We start from the raw sequence: 16021 nt of genomic DNA on the forward strand, positions 1-16021 counted from the left end.
AGTCCCTCGTCCCTTACTTCGCAGCAGCCGCGAGCTCGGCGGCCTTGTCGGCCGCGCCGTCCATGGTGTCCACGCGCTGGACCAGCGGGTGGTTGGCGTCGGAGAGGATCTTGCGACCCAGCTCGGCGTTGTTGCCGTCCAGACGGACGACGAGCGGCTTGGTGACGTCCTCGCCCTTGTCCTTGAGCAGCTGCAGCGCCTGGACGATGCCGTTGGCGACCTCGTCACAGGCGGTGATGCCGCCGAAGACGTTGACGAACACGGACTTGACGTCCGGGTCGCCGAGGATGATCTCCAGGCCGTTCGCCATGACGGCGGCGGAGGCGCCGCCACCGATGTCGAGGAAGTTGGCGGGCTTGACGCCGCCGTGCTTCTCACCGGCGTAGGCGACGACGTCCAGGGTGCTCATGACGAGACCCGCGCCGTTGCCGATGATGCCGACCTCGCCGTCGAGCTTGACGTAGTTGAGGTTCTTGGCCTTGGCGGCGGCCTCGAGCGGGTTGGCCGCGTCCTTGTCCTGGAGGGCCTCGTGCTCCGGCTGGCGGAACTCGGCGTTCTCGTCCAGGGAGACCTTGCCGTCCAGGGCGATGACGTCACCGGAGGCGACCTTGGCCAGCGGGTTGACCTCGACCAGGAGGGCGTCCTCCTTGATGAAGGTGTCCCACAGCTTGACCAGGACGTTGACGACCTTGTCGGCGACCTCGGCCGGGAACTTGGCGGCCGCGACGATCTCGCGCGCCTTCTCCTCGGTCACGCCCTCGTTGGCGTCGATCGGCGTCTTGGCGACGGCCTCGGGGCGGGTGGCCGCCACCTCCTCGATCTCCATGCCGCCCTCGACGGACGCGATGGAGAGGAAGGTGCGGTTGGCACGGTCCAGGAGGAAGGAGACGTAGTACTCCTCGACGATCTCCGGGGCCGTCTCGGCGATCATCACCTTGTGGACCGTGTGGCCCTTGATGTCCATGCCGAGGATGTTGGTCGCGTGCTCGACCGCCTCGTCGGGGGTGGCGGCGAGCTTGACGCCACCGGCCTTGCCGCGGCCGCCGACCTTCACCTGGGCCTTGACGACGGACTTGCCACCGAGGCGCTCGGTGGCTGCGCGGGCCGCCTCAGGCGTGTCGATGACTTCACCGGCCAGCACCGGTACATCGTGCTTGGCGAAGAGGTCCCTCGCCTGGTACTCGAACAGGTCCACGCGCTTCCGTCCCTATCAGTGATCTCGCGGTTCGTTGTCTGCGTGGGCGTGCCGCGAGGGCAACGTGACGTCCGCTGTCTGTCACAAGGGAGGCGCACACGGTGTCCGAGCGCGCGGCATGTCCGTCTCGCAGGTTATCGCTGCTTCCGGGGGGCCTCTAAATCGAGGGTCACACCTGAGCGGTGATACCTGTCACATGATGCCGCCCTCTCTGGCACGGCGTGCCGGGGGTGAGGGGCCTCACCGGGTTGGGGTCGGCCCGGTGAGGCCCGCACGACACCCCGGGAGAGCGCACCGGCGCCTCATCGGGCCGGGCCCGCCGCTCCCGGGATGCGGGCCGGTCGGTTCCCTCCCCAGGGGACCGACCGACCCTGTCCACACGACCTCGTCCCGGGGAGCCGACGGCTTTCGACCCGGCCGGGGGACGTCGCGTGGAGGTCTGGGTGGTGGGGGTTTGGGGGTGGTGGGTGATTGGGGTGGGGTGACGGGGGTGGGGAGCGAGGGGCTGTCGACCTGCGAGCGTCTCCGGAACGTCTCGGGCTGCGGGCTCGCCCCCCCGGGGGGGCGGCGCGGAAGCCGGAGGTGAGGCGGATGGCTGGAGTGGTCGGCCGCGGCCGCCCCCGGACGGTCGGCCGACGGACGGTCAACGGTCAGCCGACGGTCGGCGGACGGTCGACGCGGTTGCTCCCCGCGCCCCGGCTAACCGGGGAAGACCGGAACGTCCCCGTGACCGTCCCGCGTGCGGCCTGCCTCACCGCGGACCGCGGTGCCGGGCACCAGCCGCAGCGGCACTCGATGGCTCGACGCGACGGCGTGCGTGTCGCCGTGCCGGGACGTGCCGTTGTCGGCCGAGGAACGGTTGCCGAGCGTGCCGTCGGGCCGGTCGGCGGGGGCTTCATCGGCCGGAGCCTGTCCGGCGCGGGCGGGTGACGCGGCGGGGTCGTCGCCCCGCTGCGGGTGTGCGGAGTGCAAGGGGGGCGCGAGATGCCAGGAGTGCGCGGCAGGGTCGAGGCCACTGGCGCCGGGGGTGTCGGACGTGTGAGGGGCGCGAGCGGCCCGAGGGTGACCGGCGCGCGGGGAGGCGTCCCCTCCGGCAGGTCCCGTCGGCGCGGCCCCCTGAGCCAGGTCGGGCAGATCGGCCGACGGCGCCGTCGTCCCACTCGGCTGCGGGGCGGAGGGGACCGGCGCGGGAAGGGGCTGAGCGGGGAGGGACGGATCGCCGGGGGGCTCGGGCAGGGGCGGCACCACCGGCAGGGCGGGAGAACTCGGCAGCGACGGCAACTCGGTGAGATCGGCAAGCGACGGCCTCTCGACCCCCGCAGCTCTCGGCACGTCCTCGGCGGCCCCACCCCCCGACGACACAACACGCGACTGTCGCGCCGCCGCAGTGTCCGTGTCCTCCGCCATGAGGGCACCCTGCTCCACGGCGACCCGCCCCACCGGTTCGTCCGCCGCAGCCGCCCGCTCCCCGCACAGCAACCCGAGCACGAACAACCCGGCCACCAACAGCGCCACTTGGAGCGCACGCCGCCCGTCCGCCCTGCGCAGCACGCGCGAGGCGGCACCGGACAGGACTGGTGACCAGCTCAAGGGGAGGGTTCCTCCGTGCGACGGAACAGGCGCGGGACGCGTCACGCGCCGCCGGCAGGCGCCGATCCTCGCACGGGAGTGCGGAGGTCGCGCAAGCCTTTGCCCGCCGACGGTCCGCCATGTCCGTATTGCCGGCCCAAGTCGGGCGGCGCTGCGTCGACATGTCGCCGCCCGACACTCACCCGACGCCACACACCGGCACCGGCACCGGACGGACGCACGGCCGGGATTAGACAGACGCCTGGCCGGCACCGATCCGACGCGGGCGGACCCCGGACCGACACCGATCCGGCCCAGGCCGCACGCCGGGCCGGCATCCATCCGTCGGCGCGGGCGAACCCCGGGCCGGCACCCATCAGACAAGGCGGGCGGACCCACGGCCCACACCCATCCGGCACCCTGACCGGCCGGGGCCGTCGTCGGCCCCGGCCCTACCCCCTCCGTCAGGCCGCGTCCGGTATCGGCAGCGGCCGCTTCTCGATCGCCGCCGCCATCACCTCCGGGAACAGGTCGGGCGTGCAGGCGAACGCCGGCGCCCCCAACGCCGCCAGGGCCGCCGCGTGTTCGCGGTCGTACGCCGGCGCTCCCTCATCGGAGAGGGCCAGCAGCGTCACGAACTGCACCCCCGACGCCTTCATCGCCGAGACCCGCTTCAGCATCTCGTTGCGGATGCCGCCTTCGTAGAGGTCACTGATGAGGACGACCACCGTCTCCGCGGGCCGGGTGATCTGCGACTGGCAGTAGGCGAGTGCCCGGTTGATGTCCGTGCCGCCGCCCAGCTGCGTGCCGAACAGGACGTCCACCGGGTCGTCGAGCTGGTCCGTGAGGTCGACGACCGCCGTGTCGAAGACGACGAGTCGCGTGGAGATCGTCCGCATCGAGGCGAGCACCGCCCCGAACACCGATGCGTACACGACCGAGGCCGCCATGGATCCCGACTGATCGATACAGAGGATGACCTCCTTCTTCGTGGACCGGGTCGCCCGCCCGTATCCGATGAGTCGCTCCGGCACGATCGTCCGGTGCTCGGGCAGGTAGTGCTTGAGGTTGGCCGCGATCGTGCGGTTCCAGTCGATGTCGTGGTGGCGGGGCCGGCTGATCCGGGCGCTGCGGTCGAGCGCACCGGTGAGCGTGGCCCGGGTGCGCGTGGCGAGCCGCTTCTCCAGGTCGTCGACGACCTTGCGCACGACGGCCCGTGCCGTTTCCTTCGTGGTCTCGGGCATCGCCTTGTTCAGTGACAGCAGCGTGCCGACCAGGTGCACGTCGGCCTCCACCGCCTCGAGCATCTCCGGTTCGAGCAGGAGCGTGGCGAGACCGAGCCGGTCGATGGCGTCGCGCTGCATGACCTGCACGACGGAGGACGGGAAGTACGTCCGGATGTCGCCCAGCCAGCGCGCCACGGACGGCGCCGACGCCCCGAGGCCCGCCGACCGGTCCCGGCCGCCCTGCCCCTTGCCGTCCTTCCTGCCGTAGAGCGCGGTCAGCGCGCCGTCCATCGCGGCGTCCTGCCCGGACAGCGTGCATCCGGTGCCGTCCGCCGCGTCTCCCCCGAGCACGAGCCGCCACCGCCGCAGCCGCTCTTGCGCCGGGTCCGTCACCTCGGCCGCCATCGCCGTCCCCTCGGCCTTCGTCGCCGTCCCGTCGGCCTTCGTCACCGTCCCATCGGCCTTCGTCACCGTCCCGCCGGCCTTCGTCACCGTCCCGTCGGCAATCATCCGTGTCCTCCCCCGCGCGGCCGTTCCCACAGCGGGATCACCGGCACGGTCGTCCCGGGCCGGCCGTCCGTCCCCGCTGCGGTGCTGACGGTGTTCCTCTCTTCCACTCGCGCGGCCGGCGCTCGCAGTCCGTCGGTCGTCATCCCTCAACCCCCACCAGGTCGTTCCTCGTGTCCGCTTCGTCGAGTCCGAGCAGCAGCCGCACGACCGGCAGGACGGCGTCCGCGCGCGCTGTGTCGAGTTCCGCCGCGAAGCCAGGTATCGCGGGGCCGGCAGCCGCCGCCGCACCCTGTGCGGCCGGTCCGCGCCGGACCAGTTCGCCGAGGGTCCGGCGCACGCCGGGCTCGTACGCCGAGAACGTCCGCCGCAGCAGCGGCAGCACGTCCGTGAACGCCTCCGCCGGCACTCCGGTCAGCCACGCGTCGACCAGTCCGAGGAGCCGCTCGTCGTGCACCAGGAGCATGCCGCCGCCGGAGCCTCCGCCGACGAAGCCCTCGATCCACGCGGCCGCGTCCGCGGGCGGTGTGCCCGGCGACAGCACGAGCCCCATGAGCCGCGCCGCCTCGTCCTGCGCCAGCTCCCCGTCGTCCAGCAGCAGGCGCACGGCCCGTCCGCGGATCACCCCCGGCACGGTGTCCCGCCCGGACAGCACCCGCAGCACCGACTGCCAGCGCGCTCTGAGGTGCCCTTGTCCGGCGGCGGGGGCGTCGCCCAGCAGGCCGACGGCCCCGTGCACGGCGTCCACGTGGCGCCGCATCTCCTCCGCGGCGTCGGCGTCGAGCGCGGCGCAGGCCGGGGGAAGGCCGACGAAGACCCGTTCGGCCAGCCCCGCGGCGACTTCGCCCAGGGCGCCGGTGTCGGTGCCGCGCACGTCGCCGTAGCGCAGGGTGCGGACCAGGGCCGGCAGTGCCTGGGCGAGGTGGCCGACGTCCGCGTCGAGGGCGGCCCGGTCGGCGAGGATCCGCATCACCGTCGGCAGGGCGCCGGGCAGTTCGGCCAGGAGGCACCGCTCGGCGAGCGCGGTGACGTCGGCGAGGCCCTGCGCGGCGACGGCGTCCGCCTCGGCCCTGGCGGTCGCGGCGGAGAGTACGGTCGTGCCCCAGACACCGGCCTCGGCGACCCGCACGGACAGCTCGGGCTCCCAGCGCAGCCGCCAGGTCTCCCGGAACGTGCCCGTGCTGCCCCGTGAGGCGGCCGGTTCGCCCCAGGCGATGCCGAGCAGCCGCAACCGGTGCAGCAGCCTGCTGCGCTCGGCGTCGTTCTCCTTGCGCAGGTCGAGTTCCAGCTCCCGCTCCAGGGCTTCCGGTTTGAGCCGCAGCCGGCGCTGGAGCCGGGTGAGGTCCCGCTGCAACGGGACCGCCGGGGCCGTCGACGGCACCTCCCCGAGCACGTCGCCCACGACCAGCCGGTCGTGCACCAGGGCGAGAGGCACGTCCGAGCCGTCGCACATCACCGCCCGCACGGCGTCGGTCGACTCGCTCAGGCCGGGCAGCGGACGGCCCCGCATCGCGGCGAGCGTCTCGGCCAGCCGCACCGCCTCGATGACGTGCGCGGAGGAGACGATCCGGTCCTCGGCGCGCAGCAGCCCCGCCACCTTGGTCATCCACCGCTCGACCGGCCGGTCCGGGGCGCTGAACAGGTGCCCGTACCAGCCCGGCGAGTCGATGCCGGCCCCGTAGCCGCTGACCCGGGACAGCCTGCGGTGGGTCCACGGGACCCAGGTCATGTCCGTCTTGACCTTGGGCAGGCCCTTCAGCAGCGCCCTGTCGGCGGCGACGGTGGTCTTCTGCCGCAGGGCGGGCACGTGCCAGGCGCCGCAGACGACGGCCACGCCGTCCTCGAACTCCCGCCGGGCGGTCCGCAGCTGGAGCCGCATGTACGCCTCCCGGACCAGGTCCCGGTCGTGGCCCCCGCTGCCGTAGGTCTCCCGCAGCGCCCCCATGGCCTCCTCCAGGGCCGTGAAAGGTGCGAGCGCGTCGCCCCGCCCGGCCCCCCGGTGTTCGACGACGTCCTCCCACCACCGCTCCGGGTCGTCGTAACCCGCGGCGTCGGCGAGCACCCCGAGCGGGTCGATCCGCACGTCGGCCGCATCGGGGGCGGGGGGCGAGTTGCTGTCCGGCTCGGCGTCGCTCTCCGCCCTCGCGGCGTCCAGCGGGGGCCGGCCCTCCCCCGCCTCCTCGTCCTCCCGCTGCCCCCAGGCCAGCGTGTGCGTGGCCGGCAGGTCGATGAAACGGGCCGGGACACCGTGCTCCAGGGCCCAGCGGAGGGCGACCCACTCCGGGGAGAACTCGGCCAGCGGCCAGAACGCCGAGCGGCCGGGTTCGTCCACGGCGTGGGCAAGCAGGGCGACCGGCGGCCGCATCTCCTCGTCCGCGGCGAGCGGGATCAGGGAGTCGGCCTCGGGCGGCCCCTCGATCAGCACGACGCCCGGCGCGGCCTGCTCCAGGGCCGCGCGCACGGCCCGGGCCGACCCCGGCCCGTGGTGCCGCACGCCGAGCAGCACCGGCCCGGCTCCGGCCCGCCGGCCCTCCGGATCCTGCGTACCCGTCATGTGTTTCCCTCCCGTCCCCCGTCCGTCCCCACGACCGGTCCCCGCCCCCGGTCGCTCACCCGCTCACCTCGCGGCAGGCCCGGTAGAAGTCCTTCCAGCCGTCGCGCTCGCGCACGACCGTCTCCAGGTACTCCTGCCAGATCACGCGGTCGGCCGCCGGGTCGCGCACCACCGCGCCGAGGATGCCCGCGGCCACGTCGCCCGGCCGCAGCACGCCGTCGCCGAAGTGGGCCGCCAGTGCGAGCCCGTTGGTGACGACGGAGATGGCCTCGGCCGTGGAGAGCGTGCCGCTGGGCGACTTCAGCTTCGTCCGGCCGTCGGCCGTCACCCCGTCGCGCAGCTCGCGGAAGACGGTGACGACCCGGCGGATCTCGTCGAGCCCGTCCGGCGCCGCCGGCAGGTCCAGGGACCGGCCGATCTGGTCGACGCGGCGCGAGACGATGTCGACCTCGGCCTCGGGGCTCTCCGGCAGCGGCAGCACCACCGTGTTGAAGCGGCGGCGCAGGGCGCTGGACAGGTCGTTGACCCCGCGGTCGCGGTCATTGGCCGTGGCGATCAGGTTGAAGCCGCGGACCGCCTGCACCTCCTGGCCCAGCTCCGGTATCGGCAGCGTCTTCTCCGACAGGATCGTGATGAGCGTGTCCTGCACGTCGGCCGGGATGCGGGTCAGCTCCTCGACGCGCGCCGTCATGCCCTCGGCCATGGCGCGCATGACCGGGCTGGGCACGAGGGCGTCGCGGCTCGGGCCGTGGGCGAGCAGCTGCGCGTAGTTCCAGCCGTAGCGGATGGCCTCTTCCGGCGTGCCGGCGGTGCCCTGCACCAGCAGCGTGGAGTCGCCGCTGACCGCCGCGGCCAGGTGCTCGGACACCCACGTCTTCGCCGTGCCGGGCACGCCGAGCAGGAGCAGCGCGCGATCGGTGGCGAGGGTGGTGACGGCGACCTCGACGATGCGGCGCGGCCCGACGTACTTCGGCGTGATCACCGTGCCGTCCGGCAGGGTGCCCCCGAGCAGGTACGTCGCGACGGCCCACGGCGACAGCTTCCAGCGGGCCGGGCGGGGGCGGTCGTCCTGCGCGGCGAGCGCGGCGAGCTCGTCGGCGAAGGCGTCCTCGGCATGCGGCCGCAACGCCTCGGACGGCTCCCCCTGCTGCGCTTCCACGGGCGTCGGTTCAACGGACACAGACATGGCTGAGGCCCCCTCCAGCTCGGCCGGTTCGGATCTGCCACCAACGGTGCACCACACCACTGACAATCCGTCCTGACCTGCGAAAACACCGCGCCGTAACGGCTCGCGGACCCGATTGTCAGTGGGGGGATCTACCTTCGATGGCATGACTCAGCAGGGGGTGCGCTGGACTGCGGACCAGGTGCTGGCCTTGGCGCCTGACGCCGCGTCACGCAAAGCGGGAAGCAAACTCGGCGCGGCAGGGCCGTGGTCCGAGGCGGGCAGTTCCGACGAGGGGGCGGTGTGGGGGCTGTGCAAGGGCAGCGGGAGCAAGCCGTACCAGACGGTCGTCGATCTCGCGGACGCCTCAGGGCCCGCGTACAAGTGCAGTTGCCCGAGCCGCAAGTTCCCGTGCAAGCACGCGCTGGGGCTGCTGCTGCTCTGGGCGGGCGACGACGCGGCGGTGCCGCGGGGGGAGGCGCCGGAGTGGGCCGGGCAGTGGATAGCGGGACGGCGCGAACGCGCGGGAGAGAAGAGGAGCGGGGAGGGCGCGGGGCCGTCGTCCGGGGCAGCTGATCCGGAGGCGGCGCGGCGCCGGGCGGAGCGCCGGGCCGAGCGGGTCACGGCGGGTGCGGTGGAGCTGGAGCAGCGCCTGGCGGACCTGCTGCGCGGCGGACTGGCGACGGCGGAGCAGTCCGGGTACGGCCTGTGGGAGGAGACCGCGGCCCGCATGGTCGACGCGCAGGCGCAAGGGCTGGCCGCGCGGGTGCGGGAGTTGGGGGCGATACCGGCCACAGGGCCCGGCTGGCCGGTGCGGCTGCTGGAGGAGTGCGCGCTGCTGCACCTGCTCGGCCAGGGCTGGCTGCGCCGCGAGCGGCTCCCGGACGGCCTCGCCGCGACGGTCCGCTCCCGCATGGGCCTGCCGGCCTCCGCGGACGGCGAGCCGGTACGGGACCGCTGGCTGGTGCTGGCCCAGTACGACACGTCGGACACCCGTCTGACGACCCGCCGTATCTGGCTGCACGGCGCCGACTCGCACCGCACGGCGCTGCTCCTCTCCTACGGCGCCGCCGGCCGTGCCCCGGAGCTGGCGCTGCCCGTGGGGCTGGCCCTGGACGCCGAGGTGACCCCCTACCCGGGCACCGGGCAACTGCGGGTGGCGCTGGGCGAGCAGTTCGCTCCCCCGGCACCGGCGGTGATACGCCCGCCGGGGGTGACGACCTCCGAGGCGGCCGCCCGGTACGGCGACGCCCTGCGCGACGACCCGTGGCTGGAGTCCGTCCCGGTGACGCTGGGCCGGGTGGTGCCGACCCCGGACGGGGACTCCTGGCAGCTGGCGGACGCCGACGAGGACGCCGCGTTGCCGATCAGTCACGCCGCGCGCTCGCGACCCGGTCTGTGGCGGCTCGTCGCCCTGTCGGGCGGCGCCCCGGTCACGGTGTTCGGCGAGTGCGGCCACCAGGGCTTCACACCGCTGACGGCCTGGCCGGAAGGGCCGGGAGAGGCCGTGTCCCTGTACTGAGCCCGGCGACGGCCGCCGGGTACTGAGCCGGCGACGGCCGCCGGGCTCCCGCGCCACCGGCCAGACCCACCCTTCTCACAGATCCACGCATCTTTCAGGCATCACGGGACAACCGGTAAGGGTGAGCCTTCGACCATTCCGGGCGGACCCGCGGAAAGGAAGCTCATGACCAGGACCTCCGCTGTGGACGCGCCCGTCACGGGCGTGTGGGAGGGGCTCGTGACCACGGCACTGCTGGGCACGGACCGGCGCACCCCGCCGGGCACCGTCCCGGGACCGGACGCCCCGGCGGCCCTGCTGGACGCCGCGGCGGTGGAGACCGTGCGGCGGCGGGCCGGTCTGCGGCCGGCGCGCGCGGCCCGGCGCCCGCAGCCCGCCCCGGAGGACCAGCGCCCGCCGCTGCCCGCGGCCGCCGCCCGCAGGCTCGTGATGCTCCTGGCCGACCGGCCCGGCGGGTCCGGCGGTGGCCGCCGCGGTACGGCGCCCGACCTGATGGAGCTGCTGCCCCAGTGGCTCGCAGCGGCCAACACCCGCGGTTTCGCCCCGCCCCCGCAGGTGCTGCCGGCGCTGCTGGACGCGGCCCGGGGACGGACGGATCTGCGTCCGGCGGCCCTGGAGTTCGCGGGGACACGCGCCCTGTGGCTGGCCCGGCTGAACCCGGACTGGCGGTTCGCCCTGCGCTCGGCCCCGGGCGGCGGAGCGGGCCGGCCGCCCCTCGATAACGACGGCAGAACCAGCGAGTTGTGGCAGGAGGGCCTGTTCGCCGAGCGGGTCGCCCTCCTGTCCGCCCTGCGCTCCCACGAACCGGCCGCCGCGCGCGAGCTGCTCGCCACGACCTGGGCGACCGAGCGGGCCGAGGACCGGCTGATGTTCCTCGACTCCCTGCGCACGGGCCTGGGCCCGGACGACGAGCCGTTCCTTGAGCAGGCCCTGGACGACCGCAGCCGCAACGTCCGGGCGACGGCGGCGGAACTGCTGTCGGCCCTGCCCGGTTCGGCGCTCGCCGCGCGGATGGCGGTCCGGGCGGTGGCGTGCGTGGCCATCGACCACACCCGGGCGACTCCGGCCGCGGGCATGCCCCCCACCCCCACGATCGTCGTCGAGGCCCCGCACGAGTGCGACGCGGGTATGGAACGCGACGGCGTCGTGGCGAAGGCCCCCGCCGGACGGGGTGAACGGTCGTGGTGGTTCGGTCAGCTGGTGGAGGCGGCGCCGCTCGCCACCTGGTCCCGGCGGCTGGGCGGCCGGTCACCCCGGGAGATCGTGGCGCTGCCGGTGGCGGACGACTGGCAGGGCGAGCTGCACGCTGCGTGGTGCCGGGCGGCGGTGCGCCAGGGCGACGCCGAGTGGTCGCGCGCGTTGCTCGGTGAGCCGTCGGCACCGGAAGCGGGTGGCCCGGGGGCCGCGTCCCTGGCCGAACGGGCCAAGCTGCTCGGCACGCTGGCCGCCGTCGAACGAGCCGAATGGGTCGCCGGATTCATCGCGGCACACGGCCTGTCGGAAGCCTTCCAGCTGCTCGGTGTGTGCGCGGTGCCGTGGGCTCCGCCGCTCGGCCGGGCAGTGGTGGACGCGCTCAACATCGCGCGGGACGCGGGGAGTTATCCATGGAGTTTCAGCGGAGTCATGGGCCTGGCCGAGCGCTGCCTCGACCCGTCCGAGGCCGGCCGCCTCGACGCCCTGCTGGCCGTACCGGACGAACCGGAGGACGCGTCCCCGGGAGCGGGCGGCTACTGGGCGGAGGCCTTCCAGCGCCTGGTCACGACGCTTCGCCTGCGCGCGGCGATGATCGAGGAACTGGGCCCGCCGGAGAGCGGCGTCACGCGGTAGCGACGGCCGCGCGAGAGCGGAGTCATGCCCCGGGACCGGCCGACCTCGACCGGTACCACCTCGCAGAGACGACCGACCTGAACTGGCAACGGGCCACCGGAACAGCCGACCTCAGCCGGGACCGCGCCGCACAAACGGCCGACCTCGACCAGGGCCGCACCCCCATGACGGCCGACCTCGACCGGGGCCGCACATCCAAGACGGCCGACCCGACCCGGCGTCCCGGCCCGCCGACGGCCAGCGACGTAAGCCCTCGCACCTTGCGGACTGCCGGCGGCGCAAGGCCCCGTCCTTCGCAGACTGCCAGCGGCGTAAGGCCCCGTACCCCGCAAACGGCCGACGGCGAACGGCGCCGCGCCTCACAGACGGCCAACGGCGAACGGCTCCGCGCCTCACAGACGGCCGACGCCGAACGGCCCCACGCCCGGCGGGAAGCCGACCGCGAAGGCAGCCCACGCGGCCATGCCCAGGGGGGAACCGACCGCGAACGGGGCCATGGCCCGGGAGAACCCGACGGCGCACGGCACCCCGCCCCGCCGGAACACCGCCACCGCCGGGTTCACCGCCGGCGTCGCCGTAGCCTCGCCCCGGCGTCCTCCGGTTCAGCCGCCGGAGGCAGCCGGCTGGCGTACGTTCGCCCGGACCCAGTCCACGATCGACTGCGTCGTCGCGCCGGGCGTGAAGATCTCCGCGACGCCCTTCTCCTTCAGCGGCGCGATGTCCGCCTCGGGGATGATGCCGCCGCCGAAGACCAGGATGTCCGCCGCGTCCCGCTCCCGGAGCAGGTCGATCACCGCGGCGAAGAGGGTGTTGTGCGCGCCGGAGAGGATCGACAGCCCGATCGCGTCGGCGTCCTCCTGGATCGCCGTGTCGACGATCTGCTCGGGAGTCTGGTGGAGGCCGGTGTAGATGACCTCCATACCGGCGTCGCGCAGGGCCCGCGCGATCACCTTGGCCCCGCGATCGTGGCCGTCGAGCCCCGGCTTGGCCACCACCACGCGGATCGGACCGGCTGCCACACCCATCACTGCCTCCATGAAGCGACTACATCCATCCGTCCGGACAAGTACCGCACACATCCGGCACGCCGTACACGTCTCCGTGAGCCGGACGCGCCCCGAACCGTCCGGGGAAGTGAACGAACGTTATCTCCAGCATTGCGCAACCGGCAGTTTCGCGGTGCTGACCGAGGGGGAAATCACACGGTGGGACAAGCGCAAGGGGAGCCGCAAGGAGGCTGCCGCGCCGCCGCCCCACCCACCACGCACGGCGGCGACACGGGGCCTCGACGAAGGCACACAGGGCACGCACCGGACGCACAGCACACAGGGCACTCAGGGCACGCACCGCTCGCACAGCACGCAGGGCATGCACGGCGCAGCAGCGGGGAGACTCGTCACCGCACCGGTCGGCGACCCCGCCGCACCTCCGGCGTCACACACGCCGTACGCCGCGCCCACTCCCCGCGGCTCCTGCGGCTCCTGCGGCTCCTGCGGCTCGCACCGCCCGTCCGGTCGCCGAAGGCCTTCTTCGCCGCTGCTTTCCACGAGTGCACACGGGGGGCGACGCTGCCCTCCCGCGTGCCGACAGGAGGTCGGCCATGAAGGTCACCGGGGCTGCTCTGCCCTTTCTTCCGAGTTGCCGGCGCCTGCTGCCGAGCCGGCTGGCGGGGCTCTCGGCGGCCCTGCTGAAGGCCACCGCCCTGGAGCTCGCGATCCTGGCCGGACACCTCCTGCTCTATCCCTCCGGCATCACCCAGGGGCGGCGCTCCCCCGTCCCGGCGCTGCCCGCGGACGGCGCGGCGCACCTGCCGGCGGAGGCCAAGCCCCCGGTCGTGCTGCTGCACGGCTTCATCGACAACCGCTCGGTCTTCGTGCTGCTGCGCCGCAGTCTCGCCCAGCACGGCAGGCAGCAGATCGAGTCCCTCAACTACTCGCCGCTGACGTGTGACATACGGGCGGCGGCCGAGTTGCTCGGCCGGCACATCGAGGAGATCTGCGAGCGCACCGGCGCCCGGCAGGTCGACGTCGTCGGGCACAGCCTCGGCGGCCTGATAGCGCGCTACTACGTGCAGCGGCTCGGCGGCGACACGCGCGTCCGGACCCTGGTGACCCTCGGCACGCCGCACTCGGGCACCCGGGTGGCGCCCTTGGCGAACGCGCACCCCATCGTGCGCCAGATGCGCCCCGGCTCGCCGGTGCTCGAGGAGCTCACTCGGCCCGCTCCCGGCTGCCGTACGCGCTTCGTGAGCTTCTGGAGCGACCTCGACCACGTGATGGATCCACTGGAGTCGGCCTGCATCGACCATCCCGATCTGACGGCGCAGAACGTGCGCGTGACCGGAATCGGCCACCTCGCCCTGCCCGTGCACCCCGCCGTCGCCAACGGCATACGGCAGGTCCTCGACACGGCTCTCCCGGGTGAACCGTCCACCGGCCGCCCCGAGGGCCTCACGGTGGCCTGACAGGGTTCACCCGGCGCCACTTCACCACACGGTCGGGCGACACTCGCCGGGTGGCCGTCACACCCGGCGCGCGGACTCGTCATACAGATGACACACGAGTCCGCATCACTCCACGGCCTCGAACAAACTTCGAACACAGGGCCAAGCCTGCGCCCGCAGTCCGCCAAAACACGGCCGAATGCCCGTTTCCTGCGCGCGCGAAACCTGCCGAAGATTGTCGTGCCCGCGTACCGCCGGGTACAGTCGCCGCACTGCTCTGGCAGCCCCTGTTGTCGAGGCGAAAGAGAAGTTGGTGAACGACCGTCACCCGTCGGGGACCATGACCCCGGCTCCGGCTTCCGACGCCGCCTCGGCGCCCTACGCGTCGTACGGCACCCAGGAAGCCCAGTACGGCGACTTCACCACGTACGGCGACTACGCCGCCACCGGTTTTGACGCCACCGGCACGGACGGCGCCGGCTTCGACGCCACCGGGCACACCACCGCGAGCTTCGCCACCGACCCCCTCTTCGGCGACATGCCGGGCAGCGGGCACGACACGGGCACGTACGACACCGGCCACTGGCCCACGGGTGCGCACGAGAACCCGCACTACGACGCCTACGCGGCCCAGCACCACGCGGCCTACGACACCGGCGTCTACGACACGACCTCCTGGCACACCGAGCAGCAGCCGCTGTCGGCCATTCCGCCGCAGGGCGCATCGCCGGACGCCACCGGGCAGTATGAGAACGGGGCTTGGCTGCAGCCGGACCAGTCCGGCAACCCCGCCGACCAGACCCAGCAGTGGGAATGGGGCACGCAGACCTTCGACACGGGCGCCTTCGACGCCACGCAGTGGAACTCCGACGGCACCCCCGCGCAGTCCCCGGACTCCTACGACCAGTCCGGCGAAACCTTCGAGCAGCACGAGTCGGCAGGCTTCGAGCAGCACGAGACCGCGACGTTCGAGCAGGTCGCCTACGACGAATCCGCCGGGGCCGACTACGACGACACCGCCGCGGACACCCACGAGCAGGCCGCCACCGGCGAACTGCCCACCGTGGAACCGCTCCTGGACGGCCAGGAGGAGGTCGCGCCCCGTGCTTCCCGGGCGGCCTCGCGCGCCGGGGCCCGCTCCCGCCGCCGTACGCCCCCCAAGCGCTCGGCACTGATGACCATCGCGGTGCCCTCGGCGTGCGTGATGGGCGTGGCGGGGATCGCGGCCGCCTCCGTCGGCAGCCTCACCGAGGACAGCACGGCCGAGGCGCGCACCACCGCGGCGGACGCGCAGCCGGTGAAGCCGGCCGCGGCCAACAACAAGCTCGACACCCAGCTGCAGAGCCTCGCCGCGGGCGCCGACGACTTCGCGGACCGGGCCAGCCGTACGCAGGAGCGCATCGACCTCAAGGCCCAGCAGGCGGCCGAGCGCAGACGGGCGGCGGAAGAGGCGGCCCGCAAGGAGCGGCTGCGCCCGAAGTTCGCCCTGCCGGTCGCCCAGCACGGACTGAGCGCCTTCTACGGCCAGTCCGGCATCAACTGGATGTCCCTGCACACCGGCATCGACTTCCCCGTCTCCTACGGCACGACCGTGATGGCCGCGACCGACGGCACCGTGCGCACGCAGTGGAACAGCGCGTACGGCAACATGATGATCGTGACCGCGAAGGACGGCACGGAGACGTGGTACTGCCACCTCTCCACCTACACGGTTCCCTCGGGGACGACCGTGAAGGCCGGGGACCCGATCGCGCGCTCCGGCAACTCCGGCAACTCGACCGGCCCGCACCTGCACTTCGAGGTGCGCCCCGCGGGCGGCTCGGCGATCGACCCGCTCTCGTGGCTCCGCAGCCACGGCGTCGACCCAACGTAGGACGGCCCGGACCTGGTCGACCGGGCAGGCGTCACCGGGCTGGCGTCATGGCGGCCCGGACCCGTCCGCCCCGGCGGAGGGACGGCGTCCCGGCCCGGCTCACCCGGCGAAGCACCCCAGCAGGCCCGGCCGCCCCCGCG

At 73.8% G+C, this 16021-nt stretch carries 10 protein-coding genes; 4 read left to right on the forward strand and 6 right to left on the reverse strand.

Features of this window, described 5'->3' with window-relative positions; translation table 11 throughout:
• Positions 1-13: 13 nt before the first annotated feature.
• From sucC to ACF07N_RS09845, 5 genes are all read right to left on the reverse strand, one after another.
• Complete coding sequence (gene sucC / locus ACF07N_RS09825; RefSeq protein WP_333932617.1) at positions 14-1195, reverse strand: ADP-forming succinate--CoA ligase subunit beta; 1182 nt, start codon at positions 1193-1195, stop codon at positions 14-16.
• Positions 1196-1894: 699 nt separating this feature from the next.
• Positions 1895-2167: a hypothetical protein gene (locus tag ACF07N_RS09830; RefSeq protein ID WP_392110407.1), complete on the reverse strand. Its 273-nt coding sequence runs from the start codon at positions 2165-2167 to the stop codon at positions 1895-1897.
• 1061 nt (positions 2168-3228) lie between these two features.
• The gene (locus tag ACF07N_RS09835) at positions 3229-4395 is read right to left on the reverse strand and encodes a VWA domain-containing protein (protein WP_383335145.1); all 1167 of its coding nucleotides are present in this window, start codon (positions 4393-4395) and stop codon (positions 3229-3231) included.
• A 244-nt stretch (positions 4396-4639) separates the two neighbouring features.
• Positions 4640-7051, reverse strand: coding sequence for a DUF5682 family protein (locus tag ACF07N_RS09840; RefSeq protein ID WP_392110409.1), 2412 nt, complete (start codon positions 7049-7051; stop codon positions 4640-4642).
• 55 nt (positions 7052-7106) lie between these two features.
• Complete coding sequence (locus ACF07N_RS09845) at positions 7107-8237, reverse strand: AAA family ATPase (RefSeq protein WP_392110412.1); 1131 nt, start codon at positions 8235-8237, stop codon at positions 7107-7109.
• A gap of 145 nt (positions 8238-8382) precedes the next feature.
• Between ACF07N_RS09845 and ACF07N_RS09850 the strand changes: the two genes are divergently transcribed.
• Positions 8383-9738 carry an SWIM zinc finger family protein gene (locus ACF07N_RS09850; protein ID WP_392110416.1) on the forward strand — a complete coding sequence of 452 codons (1356 nt, stop codon included), beginning with the start codon at positions 8383-8385 and terminating at the stop codon, positions 9736-9738.
• Between the two features lie 165 nt (positions 9739-9903).
• Positions 9904-11565 (forward strand): DUF5691 domain-containing protein, encoded by a 1662-nt coding sequence (locus ACF07N_RS09855; RefSeq protein ID WP_392110419.1) that lies wholly within the window; start codon positions 9904-9906, stop codon positions 11563-11565.
• A 602-nt stretch (positions 11566-12167) separates the two neighbouring features.
• On the opposite strand, the gene ACF07N_RS09860 is transcribed toward ACF07N_RS09855, so the two are convergent.
• Positions 12168-12590, reverse strand: coding sequence for a cobalamin B12-binding domain-containing protein (locus ACF07N_RS09860; RefSeq protein ID WP_094054527.1), 423 nt, complete (start codon positions 12588-12590; stop codon positions 12168-12170).
• A 575-nt stretch (positions 12591-13165) separates the two neighbouring features.
• On the opposite strand from ACF07N_RS09860, the gene ACF07N_RS09865 reads away from it, so the two are divergent.
• Positions 13166-14029 (forward strand): esterase/lipase family protein, encoded by an 864-nt coding sequence (locus ACF07N_RS09865; RefSeq protein WP_392110422.1) that lies wholly within the window; start codon positions 13166-13168, stop codon positions 14027-14029.
• Between the two features lie 292 nt (positions 14030-14321).
• Positions 14322-15881, forward strand: a complete 1560-nt coding sequence (locus ACF07N_RS09870) for a M23 family metallopeptidase (RefSeq protein ID WP_392110425.1) — start codon at positions 14322-14324, stop codon at positions 15879-15881.
• Positions 15882-16021: the final 140 nt, after the last annotated feature.

Source organism: Streptomyces sp. NPDC015242, assembly GCF_043079125.1.
Classification (GTDB): Bacteria; Actinomycetota; Actinomycetes; order Streptomycetales; family Streptomycetaceae; genus Streptomyces.

What these genes read in the sequence shown, in the direction of transcription:
- ACF07N_RS09835 (WP_383335145.1), bottom strand. Translation starts at nt 4,395, where the DNA reads ATGGCGGCCGAGGTGACGGACCCGGCGCAAGAGCGGCTGCGGCGGTGG.
- ACF07N_RS09840 (WP_392110409.1), bottom strand. Translation starts at nt 7,051, where the DNA reads ATGACGGGTACGCAGGATCCGGAGGGCCGGCGGGCCGGAGCCGGGCCG.
- ACF07N_RS09845 (WP_392110412.1), bottom strand. Translation starts at nt 8,237, where the DNA reads ATGTCTGTGTCCGTTGAACCGACGCCCGTGGAAGCGCAGCAGGGGGAG.
- ACF07N_RS09850 (WP_392110416.1), top strand. Translation starts at nt 8,383, where the DNA reads ATGACTCAGCAGGGGGTGCGCTGGACTGCGGACCAGGTGCTGGCCTTG.
- ACF07N_RS09855 (WP_392110419.1), top strand. Translation starts at nt 9,904, where the DNA reads ATGACCAGGACCTCCGCTGTGGACGCGCCCGTCACGGGCGTGTGGGAG.
- ACF07N_RS09860 (WP_094054527.1), bottom strand. Translation starts at nt 12,590, where the DNA reads ATGGGTGTGGCAGCCGGTCCGATCCGCGTGGTGGTGGCCAAGCCGGGG.
- ACF07N_RS09865 (WP_392110422.1), top strand. Translation starts at nt 13,166, where the DNA reads ATGAAGGTCACCGGGGCTGCTCTGCCCTTTCTTCCGAGTTGCCGGCGC.